This window comes from Streptomyces sp. MspMP-M5, assembly GCF_000373585.1.
Taxonomy (GTDB): Bacteria; Actinomycetota; Actinomycetes; order Streptomycetales; family Streptomycetaceae; genus Streptomyces.
The window spans coordinates 20,084-38,725 of record NZ_KB891907.1; the positions used below are offsets into that span (position 1 = coordinate 20,084).

The following is an 18,642-nucleotide window of genomic DNA, read 5'->3' on the forward strand; positions in this document are numbered from 1 at the left end:
CCCCGCCCCGCACCGCGTCCGGGTGCCGTCAGGGGGTGGCGAGCAGCTCGCCGTCGATGACGGTCACCGCCGAGCCGGTCAGCAGCGTGCGGTCGCCGCACAGCGTGGTCCGCACGAGGCCGGTCCGCGCACCACCCTGGAGGCCGACCAGGGTGTCGCGGCCCAGGCGAGCGGACCAGAAGGGAGCGAGGGCGGTGTGGGCGCTCCCGGTGACCGGGTCCTCGCCGATGCCCACGGAGGGGAAGAAACCGCGGGAGACGAAGTCGTAGGCGCCGTCGGGGTCTTCGGCCGGGGCAGTGACGATCACGCCCCGCGAGCGGTACCCGGCCAGCAGGGCGATGTCGGGCGACAGGTCCCGTACGGACTTCTCGTCGGCCAGCTCGACCAGCAGGTCGCCGATGTCCGGCCCGGTGTCGTGGCAGGAGCGGATCTCGGCGCCGAGTGCCCGGGCGACGGCGTCCGGCACGTCCGTGGGCGTCAGCGGGGAGGTGGGGAAGTCCATGGTGATCGAGCCGCCCTCGTCGGCGGTGGTGATCAGCACGCCGCTGCGGGTGCGGAAGCGGACGGGGCCGGTGGCCGTGCCCGTTGTGTGCAGCACGTGCGCGGTGGCCAGGGTGGCATGCCCGCACATGTTCACCTCGGCGGCCGGGGTGAGCCAGCGCAGCGCCCAGTCGGCGTCGCCGCCCGGCGGGAGCGGGTGCGCGAAGGCGGTCTCGGAGAGATTGACCTCGGTGGCGACGTGCTGGAGCCACGCGTCCTCGGGGAACGCGTCGGCATCCAGCAGTACGACCCCGGCGGGGTTGCCGGCGAACGGGCGCTCGGCGAAGGCGTCGACGATGCGGATCCTCATGGCCGGGCAGCGTAGGCCGGCCACAAGGCCACCCACCAAGGCCAATCCCGAGAAATTGGACCTGCGGAGGCGCGGCTCGGGCGGGCCATTGGGCCGTACGCCGCCGCGCTGCTCGCCAAGTGCGCTGAGGCGTAAGCCGGTTGAGGCGCGTCGTGATCCGGGCGGGGCCGACGAAGGAAGCAAAGAAGTCGCGAGAAGCCCCTTGCTAGCCGAACGCTCTCGATATATCGTTGAGGCATCGCGATCGATCAACGATGGCGAGCGATAGCAGTGTGTGCGTGAGCACCGATGACGAGAGGAGGACGCCATGCGTTCCCACGGATTCGAGTACGGGCCCGAGCGCGGGCGTGAGCAGTTCGGTCCCGGTCGCCACGGCGGCCGCGGGGAGTTCGGCGGCGGTTTCGAGCGGCGCCGGGCCGCCTTCGGCGGTTTCGGCCCACCCTTCGGGGGGCCGCCCTTCGGCGGTGGCCGGGGGCGCGGCGGGCCGCGCGGCCGGGCCCGGCGCGGCGATGTGCGCGCCTCGATACTGGCGCTGCTCAAAGACCGTCCCATGCACGGTTACGAGATGATCCAGGAGATCGCCGAGCGCAGCGGCGGGGCGTGGAAGCCCAGCCCCGGCTCGGTCTATCCCACCCTCCAACTGCTGGAGGACGAGGGGCTGATCACCAGTGCCAGCGAAGGCGGCAAGAAGCTGTTCTCGCTGACCGACGCCGGGCGCGAGGAGGCCGACAGCGGCTCCGACGCCCCTTGGGAGGACGCCGGCCGCGGCGTCGACTGGGAGGCCATGAACGAGATACGGAAGGCGGGCGGCGGCCTGGTCGAGGCGTTCCGCCAGGTATGGGCCACCGGCAGTCCCGAGCAGCGGGAGAAGGCCATGGCGGTGGTCAACAAGGCCCGCAAGGAGCTGTATCTGATCCTCGCCGAGGAGGACTGACGCGGGCAGGCCGGGGCGGCGGTGCGACGGCGCGCGGTCGCCCCGGCCGGCGGCTCAGGTCACCAGGCCGGCGAGCTTGCGCAGGGACTCGTCCAGCGCGGCGCTCGCCGAGTCCTTGAGCTTGGCCGCCATCAGGGAGACCGCGGCGCCGGTGAAGGTGCCGTCGATCCGGACCGCGGTCGCCTCGCCGTCGGGCGTCAGTCGATAGCGCATGCCGAGGCTGACGCCCATCGGGCCCTTGCCCTTGACGGCGAGCAGCCGCCCCGGCTCCAGCTCCTGCACGGTCCAGATCACCTCCGCCGGGAAGCCCATCAGCCTCATTTTCTCCTCGTAGGCCGCGCCCACCTGGAGGGGCTGGGGGCCGCCGTGCGGGAAGCCGGTGTGGGTGGCGTTCCACTGTCCGTAGGAGTCGAAGTCGGTCAGCCGAGCCCAGACCTTCTCGGCCGGTGCCTCGATCCGGGTCTGGGCGGTGACATCGGCCATGCGAGCACCCCTTCGGGGACGGTGTCCTGGCTGGTGCGCGGAACGTAGCGGCGCGGAAGCGAAGGCGCAAGGGCGACGGCGGAGCCGTGCTGATGGGGCGTCAGGAACTCGGTCCGAGCGAGGGGCATATGGGGCGATCGAACGAGAGTGCACCTGTTTGCGACGGGATGCCCGGCCTCCATGATCTCTCCGCATATCCTCCGTAAGGATGAGACCGTGTGCGGGCTTCCCCAACCAGGGTGGGATGCGCAAATGCTTCCCGCCGGGGATGCTCCCGCCCTTCAGGACTGGTGGGGTTGGGCTGTGCAAAACCGTACTGCGTACAGCGGCGGGGACCGCTCCGCCCAGGAAGACCCCGACAGTCAGCTCACCGTGGAGCTCGCTTCGGTGGTTTCCGCTGCCCGCAGACGGGCCACCCGCGACGGCGACCGGCAGGTCGACACCGCCCACCTGCTCCACGGACTCCTGGAATGGGACCCCGCGGTCCGCGAGGTGTTCGACGGCGGCCACCAGGTCGCCCGGCTCCTCGGCTACCTCGTCCAGCGCAGCATCGGCTACGGCCTCCAATGGCACGGTACCGTCGAGGACTCCGGCGCCGTCCCCCTGGTCGCCGAGGGCGGCGCCCCCGGCTGGTCGCCCGCCGCGGCCGCCGCCATGGACGGCGCCCTCGACCGCGCCCACGCTCGCTACGCCACCCGCGCCGACTGCCTCGATCTCCTTGCCGCACTCGTCGACGACCCCGAGTCCCGGGCCGTGGAAGTCCTGCGCCGCGCCTCCGTCGACACCGCCCGGCTCGCCGCCCGCCTCGACGGCGACCAGCGCCCCGTGCCGGACTGACCGGGACACCGCGCACCGCGCCCGCCCGGCCCCGTATCGCCTGTTGAGACAGGGGTTTCGGGAGATGACGCTGCTGACCGCGGCTGCCATGATGACCCGATGCACGCCTCATCGGGGAGCCCGGCAGGTCGCCCGACCGGCCCGGCCCAGGGAGCAACCGGGTCCGGCGCGACCCGGCGTCCGGCCGCCCTCGACCCGCACTCCGCCCGCCGCACCGGACGCGGCGCCGGGCTCGGCATCGCCCTGCTCTCCGCGCTCGCCTTCGGCGGCTCGGGAGTCGCCGCCAAACCCCTGATAGCCGCCGGCCTCGAACCGCTGCACGTCACCTGGCTGCGCGTCACCGGCGCCGCGCTGGTACTGCTCCCCGTCGCCTGGCGCCACCGCGACCTGCCCCGCCGCCGGCCCGCACTGCTCGCCGGATTCGGACTGTTGGCCGTCGCCGGTGTGCAGGCGTGCTACTTCGCCGCGCTCTCCCGTATCCCCGTCGGCGTGGCGCTGCTCATCGAGTACCTCGCCCCGGCCCTCCTTCTCGGCTGGGTGCGCTTCGTCCAGAGGCGCCCCGTCACCCGGGCCGCCGCCATCGGCGTCGTCCTGGCCGTCGGCGGACTGGCCTGTGTCGTGGAGGTCTGGTCCGGCCTCAGGTTCGATGTGCTGGGCCTCGCCCTCGCGTTGGGCGCGGCCTGCTGCCAGGTCGGCTACTTCGTCCTCTCCGACCACGGCGGCGACACCGAGGGCGACACGGCCCCGGACCCCGTGGGCGTGATCGCCTACGGCCTGCTGATCGGCACGGTCGTCCTCACCCTCGTCGCCCGCCCCTGGGCCCTGCACTGGTCCGTGCTGGCCCGCACCGCGGACATGAACGGCATCCGCGTCCCCGCCGTGCTGCTTCTCGCCTGGATCGTGCTGGTCGCCACGGTGGCCGCCTACCTCACCGGCGTGGTGTCGATCCGGCGGCTCTCCCCGCAGGTCGCCGGTGTCGTCGCCTGCCTGGAGGCGGTGATCGCCACCGTCCTCGCCTGGGTGCTGCTCGGCGAACACCTCTCCGCACCCCAGATCGCCGGCGGTGCGGTGGTCCTGATCGGCGCCTTCATCGCCCAGACGGCCAAACCGCAGAGCCGACCGAAAGAGTCCGGCACCGTCACCGTGGCCACCGGGGGAGCACTCGCCGCGGACGCCCCTCGGGACGCGGGACTCACCGCGGAACGACGGTCCCACGGCACTCCTCGACAATGATGTGGCGGCCGGCGCGCCCACGCCATAGGGTGACGATCATGCATTCGACTGTGCTGCCCCCTCCCGCCGCGTAAGGCGGGCGGCGGCCTCCGAGGAAGTTCCGGCCCGGGCGGAGTCCCGAGCCGGTCGACGCTGCCCGCATACGGGACCACGCGACCATGCGACGGCGCCCCGCGCCGTCCTGGACTTCCCGGAGCACACCTCCCATGCACAGCACATCCCACTCCGCCCTGCCCGTGGGCCGGGGGCTCGTCTACGTCTCCCTCGCCGCGACCGCCTGGGGCACCGCCGGCGCGGCCGCCGCCCTCCTCTACCAAGGCAGCGGACTCGGCCCCCTCGCCCTCACCTTCTGGCGCACCTTCGGCGGCCTGCTGCTCCTGCTCGCCGTACGGGCGGCGCGCCGCCGGGGCACCGCCGGCGCGGCCGACACCACCGTCGTTGCCACCGAGCCGCTGCGCCGGCGCGGCGCGCGGGTCGCGGTCACCGGCCTCGCGCTCGCCGTCTTCCAGGCGGCCTACTTCGCCGCCGTCGAAACCACCGGCCTGGCCGTCGGCACCGTCGTCACCATGGGCGCCGGCCCCGTCCTCATCGCCATCGGAGCCCGTCTCACCATGGGTGAACGGCTCGGCGCCGGCGGCATCCTGGCCGTCGCCGGGGCACTGACCGGACTGCTCGTCCTCGTCCTCGGCGGCGAGGGCACCGCCACCGTCCGCCCCGACGGCGTCGGTTACGCCCTGCTCTCCGCCGCGGCGTGCGCCGTGATGACCCTGACCACCCGCCGCTTCGGCCGGGGCGGCGGCAGCGATCCCTACGCCTCGACCCTCGGCGCGTTCGCGGTCGGCGCGCTGTGCCTGCTGCCGTTCGCCGCGGTCGAGGGCCTCTGGCCGCACCTCCACGACCTGGGCCGCAGCCTGCTGCTGCTCGGATACATCGCCGCCATCCCGACCGCGCTCGCCTACGGCCTGTACTTCGCCGGACTGGCCGTCGTGCGGGCCGCGACCGCCTCCGTGATCTCCCTGATCGAACCGGTGTCGGCGGCGGCCATCGCGGTGCTGTTCCTCGGTGAACGGCTCAGCGCGTCGACCGCGGTCGGTACCGCGGTGCTGCTCACGGCGGTCGCGGCGCTGGCGGTCACGGAGGCCCGCACCAGCGCCGTCGATCGCGGCCGGGTCGGGTAGCCGCCCGGTGGCTGGTCCCACGGGACGGCGCTCCTACGGGGCGGACCTCCCAGGGGCGGCGGATCTACGGGACCAGCCGCCAGAACTGCCGCTTGTCCCGGTCCCGGACGACGACCCCCAGCCGGGCCAGCTCGTCCCGCAACTCCCGGGCCTCCTCGGCCGTTCCGGACTTGCCCAGGGCCCGTTCGCGCGCGGTGAACAGGGCGTTGGCACCGACCGGCAGGCCCGGGGTCTCCGGGACCCAGCGCCGGAAGGCGTCCTCGTGCGGATCGCGGTCTGCCCAGTGGTAGCCGTGTGCGCGGAACGCCTCGGCGAGGCGCGGGGCGCTCAAGGTGCAGCCCTCCCGCGCGAGTTCGGCGGTGTCCGGGCCGAGGAGGACCAGTTGCTTGTGGTCCCGGAAGGCCACGTCGACCTGTTCGCGCGGGAACGCCCGGGGCTTCGCCCGTCGGGTGAGGACCACCTCGTCGTCGGCGACGCGGACGGCCAGCTCCTCGTATTGCCCGTAGAGCGCCGCCGCCAGTCCCAGCGCCGCACCCACGGTCAGCAGACCGACCGTCAGCCAGGGTTCCGGAATCGAGGTGAGCAGCCGGGCCGGGCCCTGCCAGGGTGCGTGGTCCAGTGTCACCAGCCACTTCGCGAGCAGTCGCACCAGCCAGCCGAGGCCGGCGCCGAGCGCCGCGAACCCCACGCACACGGCGACCACCTGCGCCGGCGAGTCGGCCAGGACCGTGGGCTCGGTCGTCCGGCCCGGCTTCGGTCCGGCGAGGCCGGGAGCGGACTGTGGTTTCGCGGTGTCCATGTGACGGATCCCCCTGTGCATGCGGTGCGGAGTGCGTCCGGTGCGGACGTGTGAGTCGACTGCGATCCGCGTAATGAGTCGGCCGCAATGATAAACCGAGTACGCGGTCTATTATTGGCCATGGGGACCGTCGGCGCCGGCCACGACGGCAGCACGGCAGCGGCCCCGCGAAGCGAGCGGTTGCAGGGCCACGGGCAGGGAGACGGCAGCGGCATGAGGAAGATCGATCCGGCGAAGCACCGGGCCCGACGCCGGCACATCGTGCACATCGCCGCCCAACTCTTCGCCACCAAAGGCTTCGAGCGCACCACGACGGCCGAGATCTGCAAGGCCGCCGGCATGAGTTCCGGCAACCTCTTCCACTACTTCCCCAACAAGCGCGCGATCTTCCATGCGATCTTCGAGGACGACGAGGGAGGGGAAGCGGGCGAGAGCAAGGCCGAAAGGCTCGCCCGGGCACAGATGGGCGAGGACCCCTGGGGAGCGCTGCTGGAGGTCGTGGACCTGCTCACCGCCGACGCCATGGACCCGGTGGCCCCGCCGCTGGTCATGGAGGCCGTCGTCCAGGCGCACCGCGACCCCGAACTCGACGCCCTCCTCGGCCGGGACAACGCCCGGGAACACGCGGCCGTCACCGCCCTGCTGACCAAGGCGGCCGCCGCCGGCCAGATCGACTCCACCCTGGATCCGCACGCCACCGCTTCCTGGGTCCTGGCCCTCGTCGCCTCCCTCTACACCGGCGCGGCCGGCGACCCCTCGTTCAAGCCCGCCGAGCAACTGCCCCTGTTGCGCCTCATCCTCCAGCGCTTCCTCCAGGCACCACCGCTCGGTGACGCCGCCCCCGGGGCGTGACGGGCATCCGGACGCCCTGAGGTCCGACGGGCATCTGCCGACGTGCGCTCAGTGCTCCTCGGCGTCGGTGCCGGCGGCACGGGACCGGGGCTTGGCCCGCACGTGCATGCGCTCGCCCTGGCGCCCGAAGAGACTGAGGATCTCCACCGGGCCGTCGCCGGTGCTGCCGAACCAGTGCGGCAGCCGCGTGTCGAACTCCGCGGCCTCGCCCGCCCCCATGACCAGATCATGGTCGGCCAGCACCAGCCGCAACCGCCCCGCCAGCACATACAGCCACTCGTACCCCTCGTGGGTGCACGGGTCCGGTGTGCTCCTCGTGGCCGGAATGACCATCTTGAACGTCTGCAACGGGCCCGGGTGACGGGTCAGCGGCAGCACCGTGGAACCGTGCAGGACCTGCGGCTTCAACCGCACCCGCGGATCACCGACCTCCGGCGCCCCGACCAACTCGTCCAGCGGGACCTGATGCGCCTGCGCAATGGGGAGCAGCAGTTCCAGACTCGGCCTGCGCTGACCGGACTCCAGCCGCGACAGGGTGCTCTTGGAGATCCCGGTCGCCTCGGCGAGCGCGGACAACGTGATCCCGCGCTCCGTCCGCAACCGCTTCAGACGCGGTCCGACCTCGGCGAGGGCCTGGGAGATGGCAGATGAGGGTTCCACAGTGCCCATTGCACCGCGCCGTTCCCGGAATCGGCAATACGGATTGCCGTGGAGTGATGCGGGATTCAATGATGAGAGTTGCTGCGCCCGACGCTCCCGGCTGCTGGCCGTGGCTCCCTGCCTTCTGCCTCTACCGTTGCCCGGTCGTCTGGCCCGTGGACGGGGCTGGGGCCGTGGCCGGGCCGCTGGCGGCCGCGAGGCGGCGCTGCTGGTGGCGGCGTGCGGCGGCATCGCCGGGACCGGCCCGTTCGGCGAGGCGTTCCGATATTCGGTGCTGGACGGTCTCGCTCCGCTTGCCGCCGTACTTGAACTTGGCGCGCACCTCGTGCACTTCGAGGCGCAATCCGCGGATCCCCGACAGCTGCCGTCCGTACGGGGCCGCACCGGCGACGACCGGGGCCGAACCGCCGTCCGGCTGGAAGTGCGTGACCTGGCGTTGCAGCAACTCGGCCTTGGCGTCGGGATCGTCCACCACATGCGCGGTGCAGACGAGCTGGACCGCGGCGTAGAAGCTGGTGGGCACGCCGTGCTCGGGGGGTTGGTCCACCTCGGCCTGCCAGGGGCCGGGGATGAAGGTGTAGTCGTCGACCACGCTCAGCAGGACCGTCGGCCGGTCGAGCAGGGTGGGCCAGATGGGGTTGGGGCGGGCGAGGTGGGTGAGGGCCTCGTGGCGGGCGGGGTCGTAGGCGAAGTGGAGCGGCTGCACCCACGGTGGTTCGCCGGCGGAGCCGTTGGCGGCCAGCTGCCCGAAGTCGTGGGTGGTGAGCCACTCCTGCCATTCGGCATCGTCGGTGGGGGCGTCCCAGGGATGGATGAGCATCGGCGCTCCTCAGAGGGCGGAGAGGTAGGCCGGGGCGGGGATGCCGGGGGCGAGGTCGTCGGCCGGTATCGGAGTGCCGTACACGGGAGAGACGGGGAGGACGCCCGTCCAGTGGGGGAGGGTCAGGTCCTCCGGCTCGTCGTTGGGGCCGCCGGTGCGGATCTTCGCGGAGACCTCGCACAGGTCGAGGCGGAGGACGGCGGTGGCGGCCAGTTCCTTGGCGTTGGCGGGCCGGGAGTCCGCTGCGCGGCCGGGCAGCACATGATCGACGAGGGCGTCCAGGGCGGCCTTCTTCTCCTCCTGGTCGGTGACCTGGTGGGCGGTGCCGTGGACCACGACGCTGCGGTAGTTGATGGAGTGGTGGAACGCGGACCTGGCGAGCACCAGCCCGTCGACATGGGTCACCGTGACGCAGACCGGAAGGCCCGGGTCCGCGCTCCGCCGGCCGGCCATCCGCAGCGGGCGCGAACCGGTCGAACCGTGGACGTAGAGGCGGTCACCGACCCGGCCGTAGAGCGTCGGCAGGACGACCGGGGCGCCGTCGCGCACGAATCCGAGGTGGCAGACGTAGCCCTCGTCGAGGATCGCGTGCACCGTCGGCTCGTCGTACCGGGCCCGCTCGCGGGCGCGGGTGGGGAGGGTGCGATCCGTCGCGGCGAAAGACTTTTCCTCGGCCATTGCGAACTCCATTGCACTAGTGCATAATCAACTTTGTGCTAGGAGAGTATCGGATCGAAGGGCGGCGCGCATCGGAGATTGCCGCAAGCGTCGAGCGAGCCATCGGTGCGGGCGAGCTCCAACCAGGCGAAGTCCTGCCCCCGCTAAGGGAGTTGGCTGTCTATCTGGAGGTGAATCCCAATACGGTCGCGGCCGCGTACCGCACGCTCCGCGACCGTGGAGTGATCGAAACGGCGGGCCGGCGCGGCAGCCGCGTCCGTCCGAGACCCGCCAGCACGCCCCGCGAAGCACTGCGGGCGGTGGCGCCACCCGGCGTCCGTGACATCGCCGACGGCAACCCCGACCCTGCGCTGCTCCCCTCGCTGGAGGAAGCCCTGGCCGAAGCCGCCGCGCGCTACAGGCGGCGCCCCGTCCTCTACGGCATGCCCGCCGTCGACGACGACCTCGAAGCGCTCGCCCGGGCGGACTTCACCCGGGACGGAGTGCCCGAGGGGCCCATCGCCGTCACCAGCGGATCACTCGACGCCATCGAGCGCGTCCTCGCGGCACATCTGCGCCCCGGAGACGCGGTGGCGGTCGAAGACCCGGGCTGGGGCAGTCTGCTGGACCTCATCCCCGCCCTCGGACTGCGCCCGGTGCCCGTCGGTGTGGACGACGACGGTCCGATCCCCGAGCGGATGGCGGCCGCGCTCAGCGGCGGCGCCCGCGCGGTCGTCGTCACCGGCCGGGCCCAGAACCCCACGGGCGCCGCCCTCAGCGGCCCCCGCGCCGCCGAACTCCGCACCCTCCTGGGCAAACACCGCGGAGTGCTCCTCATCGAGGACGACCACGGTCACGGCATCGTCGACCTGCCGCTGCACCCGCTCTCCGGCGTCACCGACCACTGGGTGCTGGTCCGTTCGACGGCCAAGGCGTACGGGCCCGATCTGCGCCTCGCGGCACTCACCGGCGACGTGATCACCATCGACCGGGTCCGTGGACGGCAGCGCCTCGGCCCCGGCTGGGTCAGCCATCTCATCCAGCACGCGGTCGTGCACCTCTGGCGCACCCACGCGATCGACCCCAAGGAGATCGCCGGCGCTTATGGCGAACGGCGCGACGCACTGATACGCGCCCTGCACGAGCGCGGAGTCCCGGCACGGGGGCGCAGCGGGATGAACGTCTGGGTACCGGTCCCGGACGAGACGGGCGCGGTGGCCCGCATCCTGCACTCCGGCTGGGCGGTCGCCCCCGGCGCACGCTTCCGTATGCAGTCCCCCCAAGGCATCCGGATCACCGTCTCCGGCCTCGCTGCGGACGACATCACCCCTCTGGCGAAGGCGGTAGCGGAGGCGCTGGGGGCGGGAGTGGGTGAGGTGGGGAGGTATGAGTGAGGGGGTGGAGTAGGGAGGGCTGGGGGTGGGCGGGGCGGGGGGAGGGGGGAGCAGGGGAAGGTGCGCCTCGGTGGGGCGTACTGAGTGACCGCTGGGCGGGGGCCGGGGGCAGGGCGGTTGTTCGGCCCCCGAGGGGTTCGGGGGCCGAGCGAAGCCGGGGTGCCCGGGTCTTCGTGCCTGGTGTCTGCCTGGGGCTCGGGTTTCGTTCCGGGCGCTGGGAGTGCTTGGGCGCGTTGGGGTTGGAGCCCCGGCTATGAGGTGCGGGGTTTGCTTTGGGTGAGGGCGGCGCCGGCCAGGATGACCAGGGCGCCCACGGGGGTGTTCCAGGTGAGGTGCTCGTTGAGGAGGGCCACGCCGGCTGTGGTGGCGATGACGGGGACGAAGTAGGTGACCATCTGGGCGGTGGTGGGGCCGACTTCCTCGACCAGGCCGTACTGGAGGAGGAAGGCGACGCCGGTGCCCAGGGCGCCGAGGGCGAACACGGCGAGCAACGGCACGAGCGGGAAGGAGGCCGGCACCGGGGTGAACAGCGCGGTGGCCACGGCCAGTTGGAGGGTGGCGAGCAGGAGTTGCGTGCTGGACATGGCGAGGTGTGAGTGCCGGCCTCGCGCGACGGTGCGGCGGACGTAGATCCAACCGATGGGGTAGCTGAGCGAGGCGCCCAGGGCCATGGCCGTGCCCGTCAGGTCGGTGCCGGAAAAGCCCTGCCAGGCGCCGAGCACGGTGAGCACGCCCAGGAATCCGATGCCGAGCCCCGCGACCCGGCGCCGGGTGGGGCGGTCCTCCGAGAGTGCCACGACCGACAGCACCATGCCCCACAGGGGCGAGGTGGCGTTGCAGATGCTGGCCAGTGTGGAGGGGATGGTCAGCTCGGAGTAGGCGAAGAGCGAGAACGGCAGCGCGTTGAGGAGGAACGCGGCGACCGCGAGGTGGCCCCAGGTGCGGGCCGAGCGCGGGAGCCGTTGGCGCTTGACCGCGAGGATCGTCAGCAGCACCAGCGCGCCGAACCCCACCCGGCCCAGCGTGACCTGCAGCGGCGCGAAGCCCTCGGTGCCCACCTTCATGAAGAGGAAGCTGAATCCCCACACCAGGCTGAGGAAGGCGAAGCGGATCTGCCAGGCACGGGCGCGGCGTGGTGTGGGCGCGTCCCGGGTGGGGCGGGAGTCGGCCGTGGCCCCGGCGGGCTTCGGTGCGGGTGCGGGTGTCGGGGCCCCGGTGGCGGAGGTGGCCGCTGTGGCGGGTGCGTTGGTCGTGCTCATGGCGACTACGATGCCGGGATCTGAATTCGTAGCACAAGCGAGAATTGATGGCAGGTATCGCTTAGCATTGCTTACATGTTGAACCTTGATCGTCTCCGTACGCTGTGCGCCATCGCCCGGCACGGCTCGGTCAGTGCGGCCGCCGGCGGGCTGCATGTGACGACCTCTGCGGTCTCGCAGCAGATCGCCAAGCTGGAGCGCGAGACCGGTCAGCAGTTGCTGGCGAAGAACGGGCGGGGGGTCCGGCTAACCGACGCCGGGCGGCTGCTTGCCGATCATGCGGCGCGGATTCTCTCCCAGGTGGAGCTCGCGCAGGCCGAGTTGGAAGCGCATCGCGGCCAGCCCGTGGGTGAGCTGCGACTGAGCTCTTTCCCGACCGCGGCGCGTGGTCTCTTCCCGTCTGCGCTCGCCGCGTTGCGCGCCGAGCATCCGCAACTCCGGCCGCGACTGCGGGAGATGGAGCCGGACGACTCGGTGCGCGGAGTGGTTCGCGGTGATGTCGATCTGGCCGTCGTTCTCGACTGGTACAACCGGCCGTTGTCACTGCCCGAGGACCTGGCGAAGGCGCCGCTGCTCGACGACCCGTCCGATGTGGCGATGCCGTCGGATCATCCGTTGGCAGGGCGGCAGTACGTGGAGTTGGAGGAGTTCACGGATGACGAGTGGATCTCCTGGCCGCAGGCGGGGTTCTGCCATGACTGGTTGATGTTCACCCTGCGCAGCAAGGGCATCGAGCCCCGGATCGCGCATCTGGCCGAGGAGCACCACACCCAGCTTGCCCTGATCGCGGCCGGGTTGGGGGTCGCGGTGGCGCCTCGGCTGGGGCGCGGGCCGGTGCCGGAGGGGGTGAGCGTGGTGCCCGTACGCCATCCCATGCGGCGCCATGTCTACGCCATCTGGCGCGCGGATGCCGATCGCCGGCCCTCGATCCGGGCGGCCGTGGCGGCGCTCCGGGAGGCCGGCGAGCGTGTCGAGGCCGGGATGGGGGTGGAGGGGGAGGGGTGAGCGCGTAGGGGGTGCGGGCCGGTCACGGCGGCCGGCCGCGTGGTAGGTGGCACCGAGGTCGTTGAGGACCTTGCTCTCCGCGCGCCGTTCGCCCGTCCGGCGGCTGAGGGCGAGCGCCTGTGCGTGGTGGTCGACGGCCTCACTCAAGTGTCCCCGCTGCCGGTAACTGGTGCCCGTGTTCGTGAGGGTGAGGGCCTCCCCCCCCCACGGGTCACCGATTCCCGGTAGCGGTCAAGCGGCCGCCGGTGGTGGTCGAGGGCCTCCACGGCCCGCCCGAGCCGGGCGTAGACCGCGCCCAGGCTGGTCAAGCTCAGGGCCTCGCCCCAGGGGCGTCGATGCCGCTGTAGAGGGCCAGGGCCTGCTGATGGAGGTCGATGGCCGCCTCGCTCTGCCCCAACTGCCCTTGAGCGATACCGAAGTTGGTGAGGATGACGGCCTCGCCCCACGCGTCGCCGATCTCCTGGCACAGGGCCAGTGCCTCCAGCCCCCGGTTGAAGGCGTCCTCGTGACGCCCCGCGTGCCGGCAGGCTACGGCGAGGCTGGTCAGGATCTCGGCACGGGCCAGGCGGTTGTCGAGGTCCGCTGTGACGGTCAGGGCGAGTTCATGGGGGTTGACCCAGTCCAGGGTGCGTCCCCGGATGTCGGAGAAGTGCTGGGCGGCGTGGACGCTGATCCTGCCGCCGTCCTCCGGAGCACCCGCCCGGCCGGGCAAGCCCGGGCCCGACAGCCCGGAAGCCCCCGCCCAGGCATCGGCGGGGGCGTCCGCGTTCACACCTGCCGGGTGTGCTGCCGCGCTTCCGCGCTGCGCGCCATTTCGAGCAGGTCCTCCATCTGCCGGCGGAGTTTCGTCATCTCCGGGGAGGGGTTCTCCCGTTCCAGCTTGCGCATCTTCTCCAGCTGCTGCTCGATCTCGGCGGAGCTGCCGCCGGCCGAGTCCTCGCCCTCACCGGCGTCGCGCTGCTCGGCCGACTGCAGTTGGCTGACGGCCCGCTCCAGGTCCTTGGGCTTGACCATCTTGGCGTCGGACGGAGCCTGGAACGCGGTGGCCTCGCCCTTGAGCTCGATGGTCAGCGGCAGCTCTCCGCCCACCTTCTTGTCGTCGTCAGCGAACTGGGCGAGATTCAGCGTCAGTTCGGAGACGGCGCCGTCCTTGAGGGCGATGTCGAGCGCGATGTCCTTCTCGGGGACGTCCTTGACGCTGTCCTTCAGGGAGCCGAAGGAGGGGTTCTTGTCCGCGAGCGGCTCCAGCCCCTTGGCCAGGGCCGTCATGGCCTTCTTCGCGGGCACGGTGGCCGTCACGTGGTCCGCGCCGCCCTTGCTGCCCGCGTCCTTGAGGTCGGCGTTGTCGAGGAACGCCTCCTCGAAGGCGTCCATCACCTTCTTCTGGTCCTCGACCGTGAGCTGGGCGGCGGGGCCGGCGCCGGGGCCGCCGAGGCCGGGCTGCTTCTTCTTCGCGAACTCCTCGAAGTCCTTGACGTCGTACGCCACCCACTGCCCGCTCATCATCTCCTTGAGGGGTGACGGCAGCTTGTCCAGCTCGCCCTTCTGGCGCGCGAGGTTCGCGCTGCCCTGAGGCGTCAGCTTGGCGAGGCGCTGGAAGTCCATGCGCTGGTACATCTTCTTGCCGTCGGAGCGGATGTCCACGACGGGCTGCCCGCCCTCCACGGCGAACGCGAATCCGTTCGGGATGTGGACGTTGGCCTCCGGGTTCTTGAAGACTTCCTCGACCGGCTTGTCGGGGGCCGTCCACATGGAGAGCCTGAGGCCGGCCATGATCTTGGCGTAGTCCCGCTGGAAGCCCTTGGAGCCCTTCAGCGCGGACCAGATCTGCTGCTCGTTCGCCGAGATCCGGAACTCCGCGGTGAGCGCCTTCCGCTCACCCAGTTTCTCGAATCCCCGCTGGACCTTGGTGCCTGCACTGACCTTCTCGAACGGGCCGCATGCGGCCGACGCGGTGGATATCAGGGCCACACAGCCGATGGCGGCCAGACCCTTGCGGTTGATGGAGATGCTTCTGCTCCTGCTCGGTACGGTTGATGCCGGTATGGGAGACCAGAGTGGAAGCAGGAAGGTTGTACGCGCCAGCGAATTTCGTCAGGCGCGCGGCGCACCATATTGGCGCCACCCCGACGCACGATCCGCTGCAACCGCTGCCCTTCCTGCCTTCTTGCCTTCTTGAACGGTCAGTCTGCCTGCCCGGATGGCCCTGCCACCGCGCCTCTCCTGCCGGATCAGACGTCCCCTCACATCCAACCGACCCGGCTCGGCCAGCACCCCGACGAACCTTCCCGGTCAACGCTCCATGAGCCGGACAGGGCGCGCCCTGGCCGGCAGCGCCCGTATCGACGCCGTCATCAGCAAGCACCTCTCGCCCCCGCCCCCACATGCGCACGCCCGGCACCTCTACCGCTTCACGCACTGGCCAGTGTCAGTACGGCGGCAGATCATCGGCTCACCCACATCGCCGTCGTACCGTCCGGATTGCTCGCCCGCTGTGCCCCGGCCCGCCTCCGTCCCCTCAAGGTGCTGCCGGCTCGGCCCCCTGCTCCTACCCCAGACCGGGCCCTGGGGTGGTGATGGCCTGGATGATGCCCAGGTTGAGCAAGTCCTGGGGGCGGAGGTGGAGTTCGTCGGCGGTGTGCTGGGTTTCCGAGGGGGTGCGTTTGAGGATGGCGGCGGCGAGTTCGGGGGCGATGACGGAGAAGTAGCTGTCGGGGGTGGCCCACAGGCGGTTCGGCGCCGACAGGGCCAGGGCGCCGCCCGAGCCGCCTTCGCCGATGAGGAGCGAGGTGACCGGGACGCGGGCGGTGGCGAGCGCGGTGAAGGTGTCGGCGATGGCCGCGCCGGCGCCTGCGCGCTCGGCTTCCGCGTCGTTGGCGGCGCCCGGGGTGTCCACGAGGGTGAGGACCGGGATGCCGAGGCGGTCCGCGAGGCGTATCAGGCGGGTTGCGGTGCGGAATCCGGCGGGGCGGGTGGCTGTGCCGCACTGAGCGGCGAAGGCGATGGTGCGGCCGTCGCGGTGGCCGAAACCACAGCGCATACCGGGGTCGCGTCCGCCGCAGCGGTCGCCGCTGATCTCTTCCCAGTCGTCGAAGTAGGCCCGTAGATACGTCTCGGCGCGGGGGCGTTGGGTGGCGCGGGCCCGGAGCACCGCGTCCCAGCCGGTCTTCGCTAGCTCGGCAATGCCCAGTGCGGAGGGGACGGGAGCCGGGTGGGGTGGTTCGGCCGGTGGGGGTTGGGGGCTGCGAAGGAGATGGAGCCAGCGTTGGAGGGTGGCGCGGAGTGTGTCGGCGGGGACGACGGCGTCGACCTGGCCGGCCGCGAACTGGCCTTCGGCGGAGTAGGCGTGGGGGTCGGCGTCCGGAGGGCGTACCCGCGAGCCGGCGAAGCCGATCTGGGCCCTGGGGAGGGCGAGGATCACATCGGCTCCGGCGCCCAGTGTGGCCCAGCCGCCGCCGGTGGTCGGATCGCGGAGTACCGCGATCTGCGGGAGTCCCGCGGCGCGGTTCAGCGCCGACTGCCGGGTCACCCGCTGGAGTTGGGACAGTGCCCGCATCCCTTCCTGCATGCGGCTGCCGCCGGTGGCGATCAGCGACACCAGTGGCAGGCGCCGCTCGCGGGCCTCGGTGTAGGCGGCCTCCAGCCGGTCGCCGGTGCGTTCGCCGAGGGAACCGCCGAGGAAGCCGAACTCGAAGGAGAGCACCACGGCCTCGGTGCCGCCGACCGTGGCGAGGGTGGTCAGCACCGACTCCTCCTCGCCGGTGCGGGCGCGGGCGCGTTCCCGGGAGGCGTCGTAGCCGCGCCAGCCGAGTGGGCCGTCGGGGGGAGGCGAAGCGGTGCCCGCGGACGGGATGGCAGGAGCGGGGTGGGGGAGTTCGGTGAAGGAGTCGGTGGCGGCCGCCAAGGCTTGACGGGCCGTCAGGCGTTGGCTGGGCGGTGGCGTGGTGGGGTGCGGTGGCTGCTCATGCATGGCCGGCTCCAGCCGGGGGTGCCGGGGCCCGGAGGTCGCGCTTGAGGATCTTGCCCATGTCGTTGCGGGGGAGGGCTTCGAGGAAGTGCACGATGCGGGGGCGCTTGTGGGGGGCCAGCTGGCTGGCGACGTGGTCGGCCAGTTCCTGGGAGGAGGGGGGCGGTGCGGCGTCGGGGCCGGTCACGGTCACGGGCACGATCCAGGCGACGATTCGCTCGCCCAGGTCCTCGTCGGGCTCGCCGGTGACCGCGGCTTCGGCGACCCCGGGGTGCGCCAGGAGGGCGTTCTCGATCTCGCCGGCGCCGATCTTGTAGCCGCCGCTCTTGATCAGGTCGGTGGCCCTCCGGCCGACGATGCGGTAGTTCCCGGCGGGGTCCCGCACGGCCATGTCGCCGGTGCGGAACCAGCCGCCGTCGAAGGCCGCGGCGGTGGCGTCGGGGCGGTTGAGGTATTCGGTGAAGAGGTTGGGGCCGCGCACCTGGATCTCGCCGACCGTTTCGCCGTCGCTCACCTCCAAGGCCTGCCCCGCGTCGTCGACGAGGCGGACGTAGACCCCGGGGAGGGGGCCGCCGACCGTGCCGGTGGCGTCCGGGCCGTCCGCGCGCACGCTGGTGTTCATCAGCGTCTCGGTCATGCCGTACCGCTCGATCACCCGGCGGCCGGTGGCCGCCAGGAGGCGTTCGTGATCCGTGAGGGGCAGCGCGGCGGAGCCGGAGACCAGCAGCCGGGCGCGGCCCAGTGCCTTGGCGAGGGCCGGATTCTCGCCGGCTTCGAGGGCGAGACGGTGGTACATCGTCGGGACGCCGAAGAGCATCGTGCCGTCCGAGGACAGCTCCCGGGCGACCCCTTCGGTGCTGAAGCGGCCCAGGTGGTGGACGCTGCCGCCGCGGCGCAGCGGACCCAGGACGCCCAGGATCAGGCCATGGACGTGGAACAGTGGCAGGGCGTGCACCAGGACGTCGTCGGCCGTCCACTGCCAGGTCTCCGCCAGCGCGTCGAGGGTGTGGGCGAGGGCACGCCGGGGGAGGACGACGCCCTTGGGCGCGCCGGTCGTGCCGGAGGTGTAGACGATCAGGGCCGGGGACTCGTCGCCCGGCTCCAGGGGGAGCGGGTGGGGAGTGGTCTCCTCGGAAGGCTCGGCGGGGATCTCCACGTCGAGGCGGGGGAGCGCGGCGAGCGGGCCGGGCAGGGCGGCGTCCGGCTCGGTCAGGACGAGGGCGGGGGCGCTGTCCGCCAGGATGTGCGCCAGCTCGCGCTCGCCGATCTTCGGGTTCACCGGCACCGCGGCCACTCCGGCGAGCAGCGCGGCGACGACTGCCACGGACGTCTCCAGCGTCGGGGTCGCCCAGACCGCGATGCGGGCCGCGCCGCCGCCCGGGGCCGCTGCGCCGATCCGTTCGGTGAGCGGGCCGACCACCGCGGCCAGTTGGCGATAGTCGAGCGCGCGGTCGCCGAAGCGCAGTGCGGGGGCGGGCGAGCCGTCGCGCAGGGCGGGGAAGAGCACGTTCACCGGGTCTCCTTCGGTCTCGTCGGCTGCCGGCCGGGTCGGCCGGGTGTCCCGATCCCGCACGCGCCGCCGCGCGGAACGGGCTGACGAAGACCACTCTCGCAGAGACCGCAGGCTTTGTGATCGACACGCTGCCCGCCTGTGGATAACTCGGTTCGCGCGACGGCGGGCGGCGTGCCCGCCGTCAGAAGCGCCCTAGGGGCA

General features: G+C 72.3%; 18 protein-coding genes and 1 pseudogene. 7 read left to right on the plus strand and 12 right to left on the minus strand.

Going from position 1 to position 18,642, the window contains the following annotated elements:
• Positions 1 to 28: 28 nt before the first annotated feature.
• Positions 29 to 850 (minus strand): PhzF family phenazine biosynthesis protein, encoded by an 822-nt coding sequence (locus B073_RS0124815; RefSeq protein WP_018540784.1) that lies wholly within the window; start codon positions 848 to 850, stop codon positions 29 to 31.
• A gap of 307 nt (positions 851 to 1,157) precedes the next feature.
• Between B073_RS0124815 and B073_RS0124820 the strand changes: the two genes are divergently transcribed.
• On the plus strand, positions 1,158 to 1,784 hold the full coding sequence (locus tag B073_RS0124820; protein WP_018540785.1) for a PadR family transcriptional regulator: 627 nt from the start codon (positions 1,158 to 1,160) through the stop codon (positions 1,782 to 1,784).
• A gap of 54 nt (positions 1,785 to 1,838) precedes the next feature.
• Here B073_RS0124820 and B073_RS0124825 read toward each other — a convergent pair whose 3' ends face one another.
• A complete protein-coding gene (locus B073_RS0124825) occupies positions 1,839 to 2,267 on the minus strand; it encodes an SRPBCC family protein (RefSeq protein WP_018540786.1) in 429 nt (142 codons plus the stop codon).
• Positions 2,268 to 2,570: 303 nt separating this feature from the next.
• Between B073_RS0124825 and B073_RS0124830 the strand changes: the two genes are divergently transcribed.
• From B073_RS0124830 to B073_RS0124840, 3 genes are all read left to right on the plus strand, one after another.
• Complete coding sequence (locus B073_RS0124830) at positions 2,571 to 3,104, plus strand: Clp protease N-terminal domain-containing protein (RefSeq protein ID WP_018540787.1); 534 nt, start codon at positions 2,571 to 2,573, stop codon at positions 3,102 to 3,104.
• A gap of 99 nt (positions 3,105 to 3,203) precedes the next feature.
• A complete protein-coding gene (locus tag B073_RS41030) occupies positions 3,204 to 4,337 on the plus strand; it encodes an EamA family transporter (RefSeq protein WP_018540788.1) in 1,134 nt (377 codons plus the stop codon).
• Between the two features lie 206 nt (positions 4,338 to 4,543).
• Entirely contained in the window at positions 4,544 to 5,515 is a 972-nt protein-coding gene (locus B073_RS0124840; RefSeq protein WP_018540789.1) for a DMT family transporter, read from the plus strand.
• A 64-nt stretch (positions 5,516 to 5,579) separates the two neighbouring features.
• On the opposite strand, the gene B073_RS0124845 is transcribed toward B073_RS0124840, so the two are convergent.
• On the minus strand, positions 5,580 to 6,314 hold the full coding sequence (locus tag B073_RS0124845; RefSeq protein WP_018540790.1) for a hypothetical protein: 735 nt from the start codon (positions 6,312 to 6,314) through the stop codon (positions 5,580 to 5,582).
• Positions 6,315 to 6,527: 213 nt separating this feature from the next.
• Between B073_RS0124845 and B073_RS0124850 the strand changes: the two genes are divergently transcribed.
• Complete coding sequence (locus B073_RS0124850; protein WP_026247702.1) at positions 6,528 to 7,166, plus strand: TetR/AcrR family transcriptional regulator; 639 nt, start codon at positions 6,528 to 6,530, stop codon at positions 7,164 to 7,166.
• A 48-nt stretch (positions 7,167 to 7,214) separates the two neighbouring features.
• Here B073_RS0124850 and B073_RS0124855 read toward each other — a convergent pair whose 3' ends face one another.
• The 3 genes from B073_RS0124855 to B073_RS0124865 all read right to left on the minus strand — a co-directional run bounded on the left by B073_RS0124855 (position 7,215) and on the right by B073_RS0124865 (position 9,324).
• Entirely contained in the window at positions 7,215 to 7,835 is a 621-nt protein-coding gene (locus B073_RS0124855; RefSeq protein WP_018540792.1) for a helix-turn-helix domain-containing protein, read from the minus strand.
• A 121-nt stretch (positions 7,836 to 7,956) separates the two neighbouring features.
• Entirely contained in the window at positions 7,957 to 8,646 is a 690-nt protein-coding gene (locus B073_RS0124860) for an FMN-binding negative transcriptional regulator (RefSeq protein WP_018540793.1), read from the minus strand.
• Positions 8,647 to 8,655: 9 nt separating this feature from the next.
• Positions 8,656 to 9,324 (minus strand): pyridoxamine 5'-phosphate oxidase family protein, encoded by a 669-nt coding sequence (locus B073_RS0124865; RefSeq protein WP_018540794.1) that lies wholly within the window; start codon positions 9,322 to 9,324, stop codon positions 8,656 to 8,658.
• A 35-nt stretch (positions 9,325 to 9,359) separates the two neighbouring features.
• Here B073_RS0124865 and B073_RS0124870 point away from each other — a divergent pair, with 35 nt between their 5' ends.
• A complete protein-coding gene (locus tag B073_RS0124870) occupies positions 9,360 to 10,697 on the plus strand; it encodes an aminotransferase class I/II-fold pyridoxal phosphate-dependent enzyme (RefSeq protein WP_026247703.1) in 1,338 nt (445 codons plus the stop codon).
• A gap of 251 nt (positions 10,698 to 10,948) precedes the next feature.
• On the opposite strand, the gene B073_RS0124875 is transcribed toward B073_RS0124870, so the two are convergent.
• Positions 10,949 to 11,956, minus strand: coding sequence for a DMT family transporter (locus B073_RS0124875; RefSeq protein ID WP_018540796.1), 1,008 nt, complete (start codon positions 11,954 to 11,956; stop codon positions 10,949 to 10,951).
• Between the two features lie 75 nt (positions 11,957 to 12,031).
• Between B073_RS0124875 and B073_RS0124880 the strand changes: the two genes are divergently transcribed.
• A complete protein-coding gene (locus B073_RS0124880) occupies positions 12,032 to 12,961 on the plus strand; it encodes a LysR family transcriptional regulator (RefSeq protein ID WP_018540797.1) in 930 nt (309 codons plus the stop codon).
• Positions 12,962 to 12,994: 33 nt separating this feature from the next.
• On the opposite strand, the pseudogene B073_RS49355 reads toward B073_RS0124880, so the two are convergent.
• The 5 genes and pseudogenes from B073_RS49355 to B073_RS0124900 form a co-directional block, all read right to left on the minus strand.
• A pseudogene (locus B073_RS49355) lies at positions 12,995 to 13,180 on the minus strand (hypothetical protein); the annotation flags it as partial.
• A 91-nt stretch (positions 13,181 to 13,271) separates the two neighbouring features.
• Positions 13,272 to 13,733: a tetratricopeptide repeat protein gene (locus B073_RS0124885; protein ID WP_018540798.1), complete on the minus strand. Its 462-nt coding sequence runs from the start codon at positions 13,731 to 13,733 to the stop codon at positions 13,272 to 13,274.
• A complete protein-coding gene (locus tag B073_RS0124890) occupies positions 13,730 to 14,932 on the minus strand; it encodes a hypothetical protein (protein ID WP_018540799.1) in 1,203 nt (400 codons plus the stop codon). The genes B073_RS0124885 and B073_RS0124890 overlap by 4 nt, the downstream gene beginning before the upstream one ends.
• A gap of 577 nt (positions 14,933 to 15,509) precedes the next feature.
• On the minus strand, positions 15,510 to 16,931 hold the full coding sequence (locus B073_RS0124895; RefSeq protein ID WP_078508169.1) for a carboxyl transferase domain-containing protein: 1,422 nt from the start codon (positions 16,929 to 16,931) through the stop codon (positions 15,510 to 15,512).
• Positions 16,924 to 18,441, minus strand: a complete 1,518-nt coding sequence (locus B073_RS0124900; RefSeq protein WP_018540801.1) for an acyl-CoA synthetase — start codon at positions 18,439 to 18,441, stop codon at positions 16,924 to 16,926. The genes B073_RS0124895 and B073_RS0124900 overlap by 8 nt, the downstream gene beginning before the upstream one ends.
• Positions 18,442 to 18,642 lie beyond the last annotated feature (201 nt).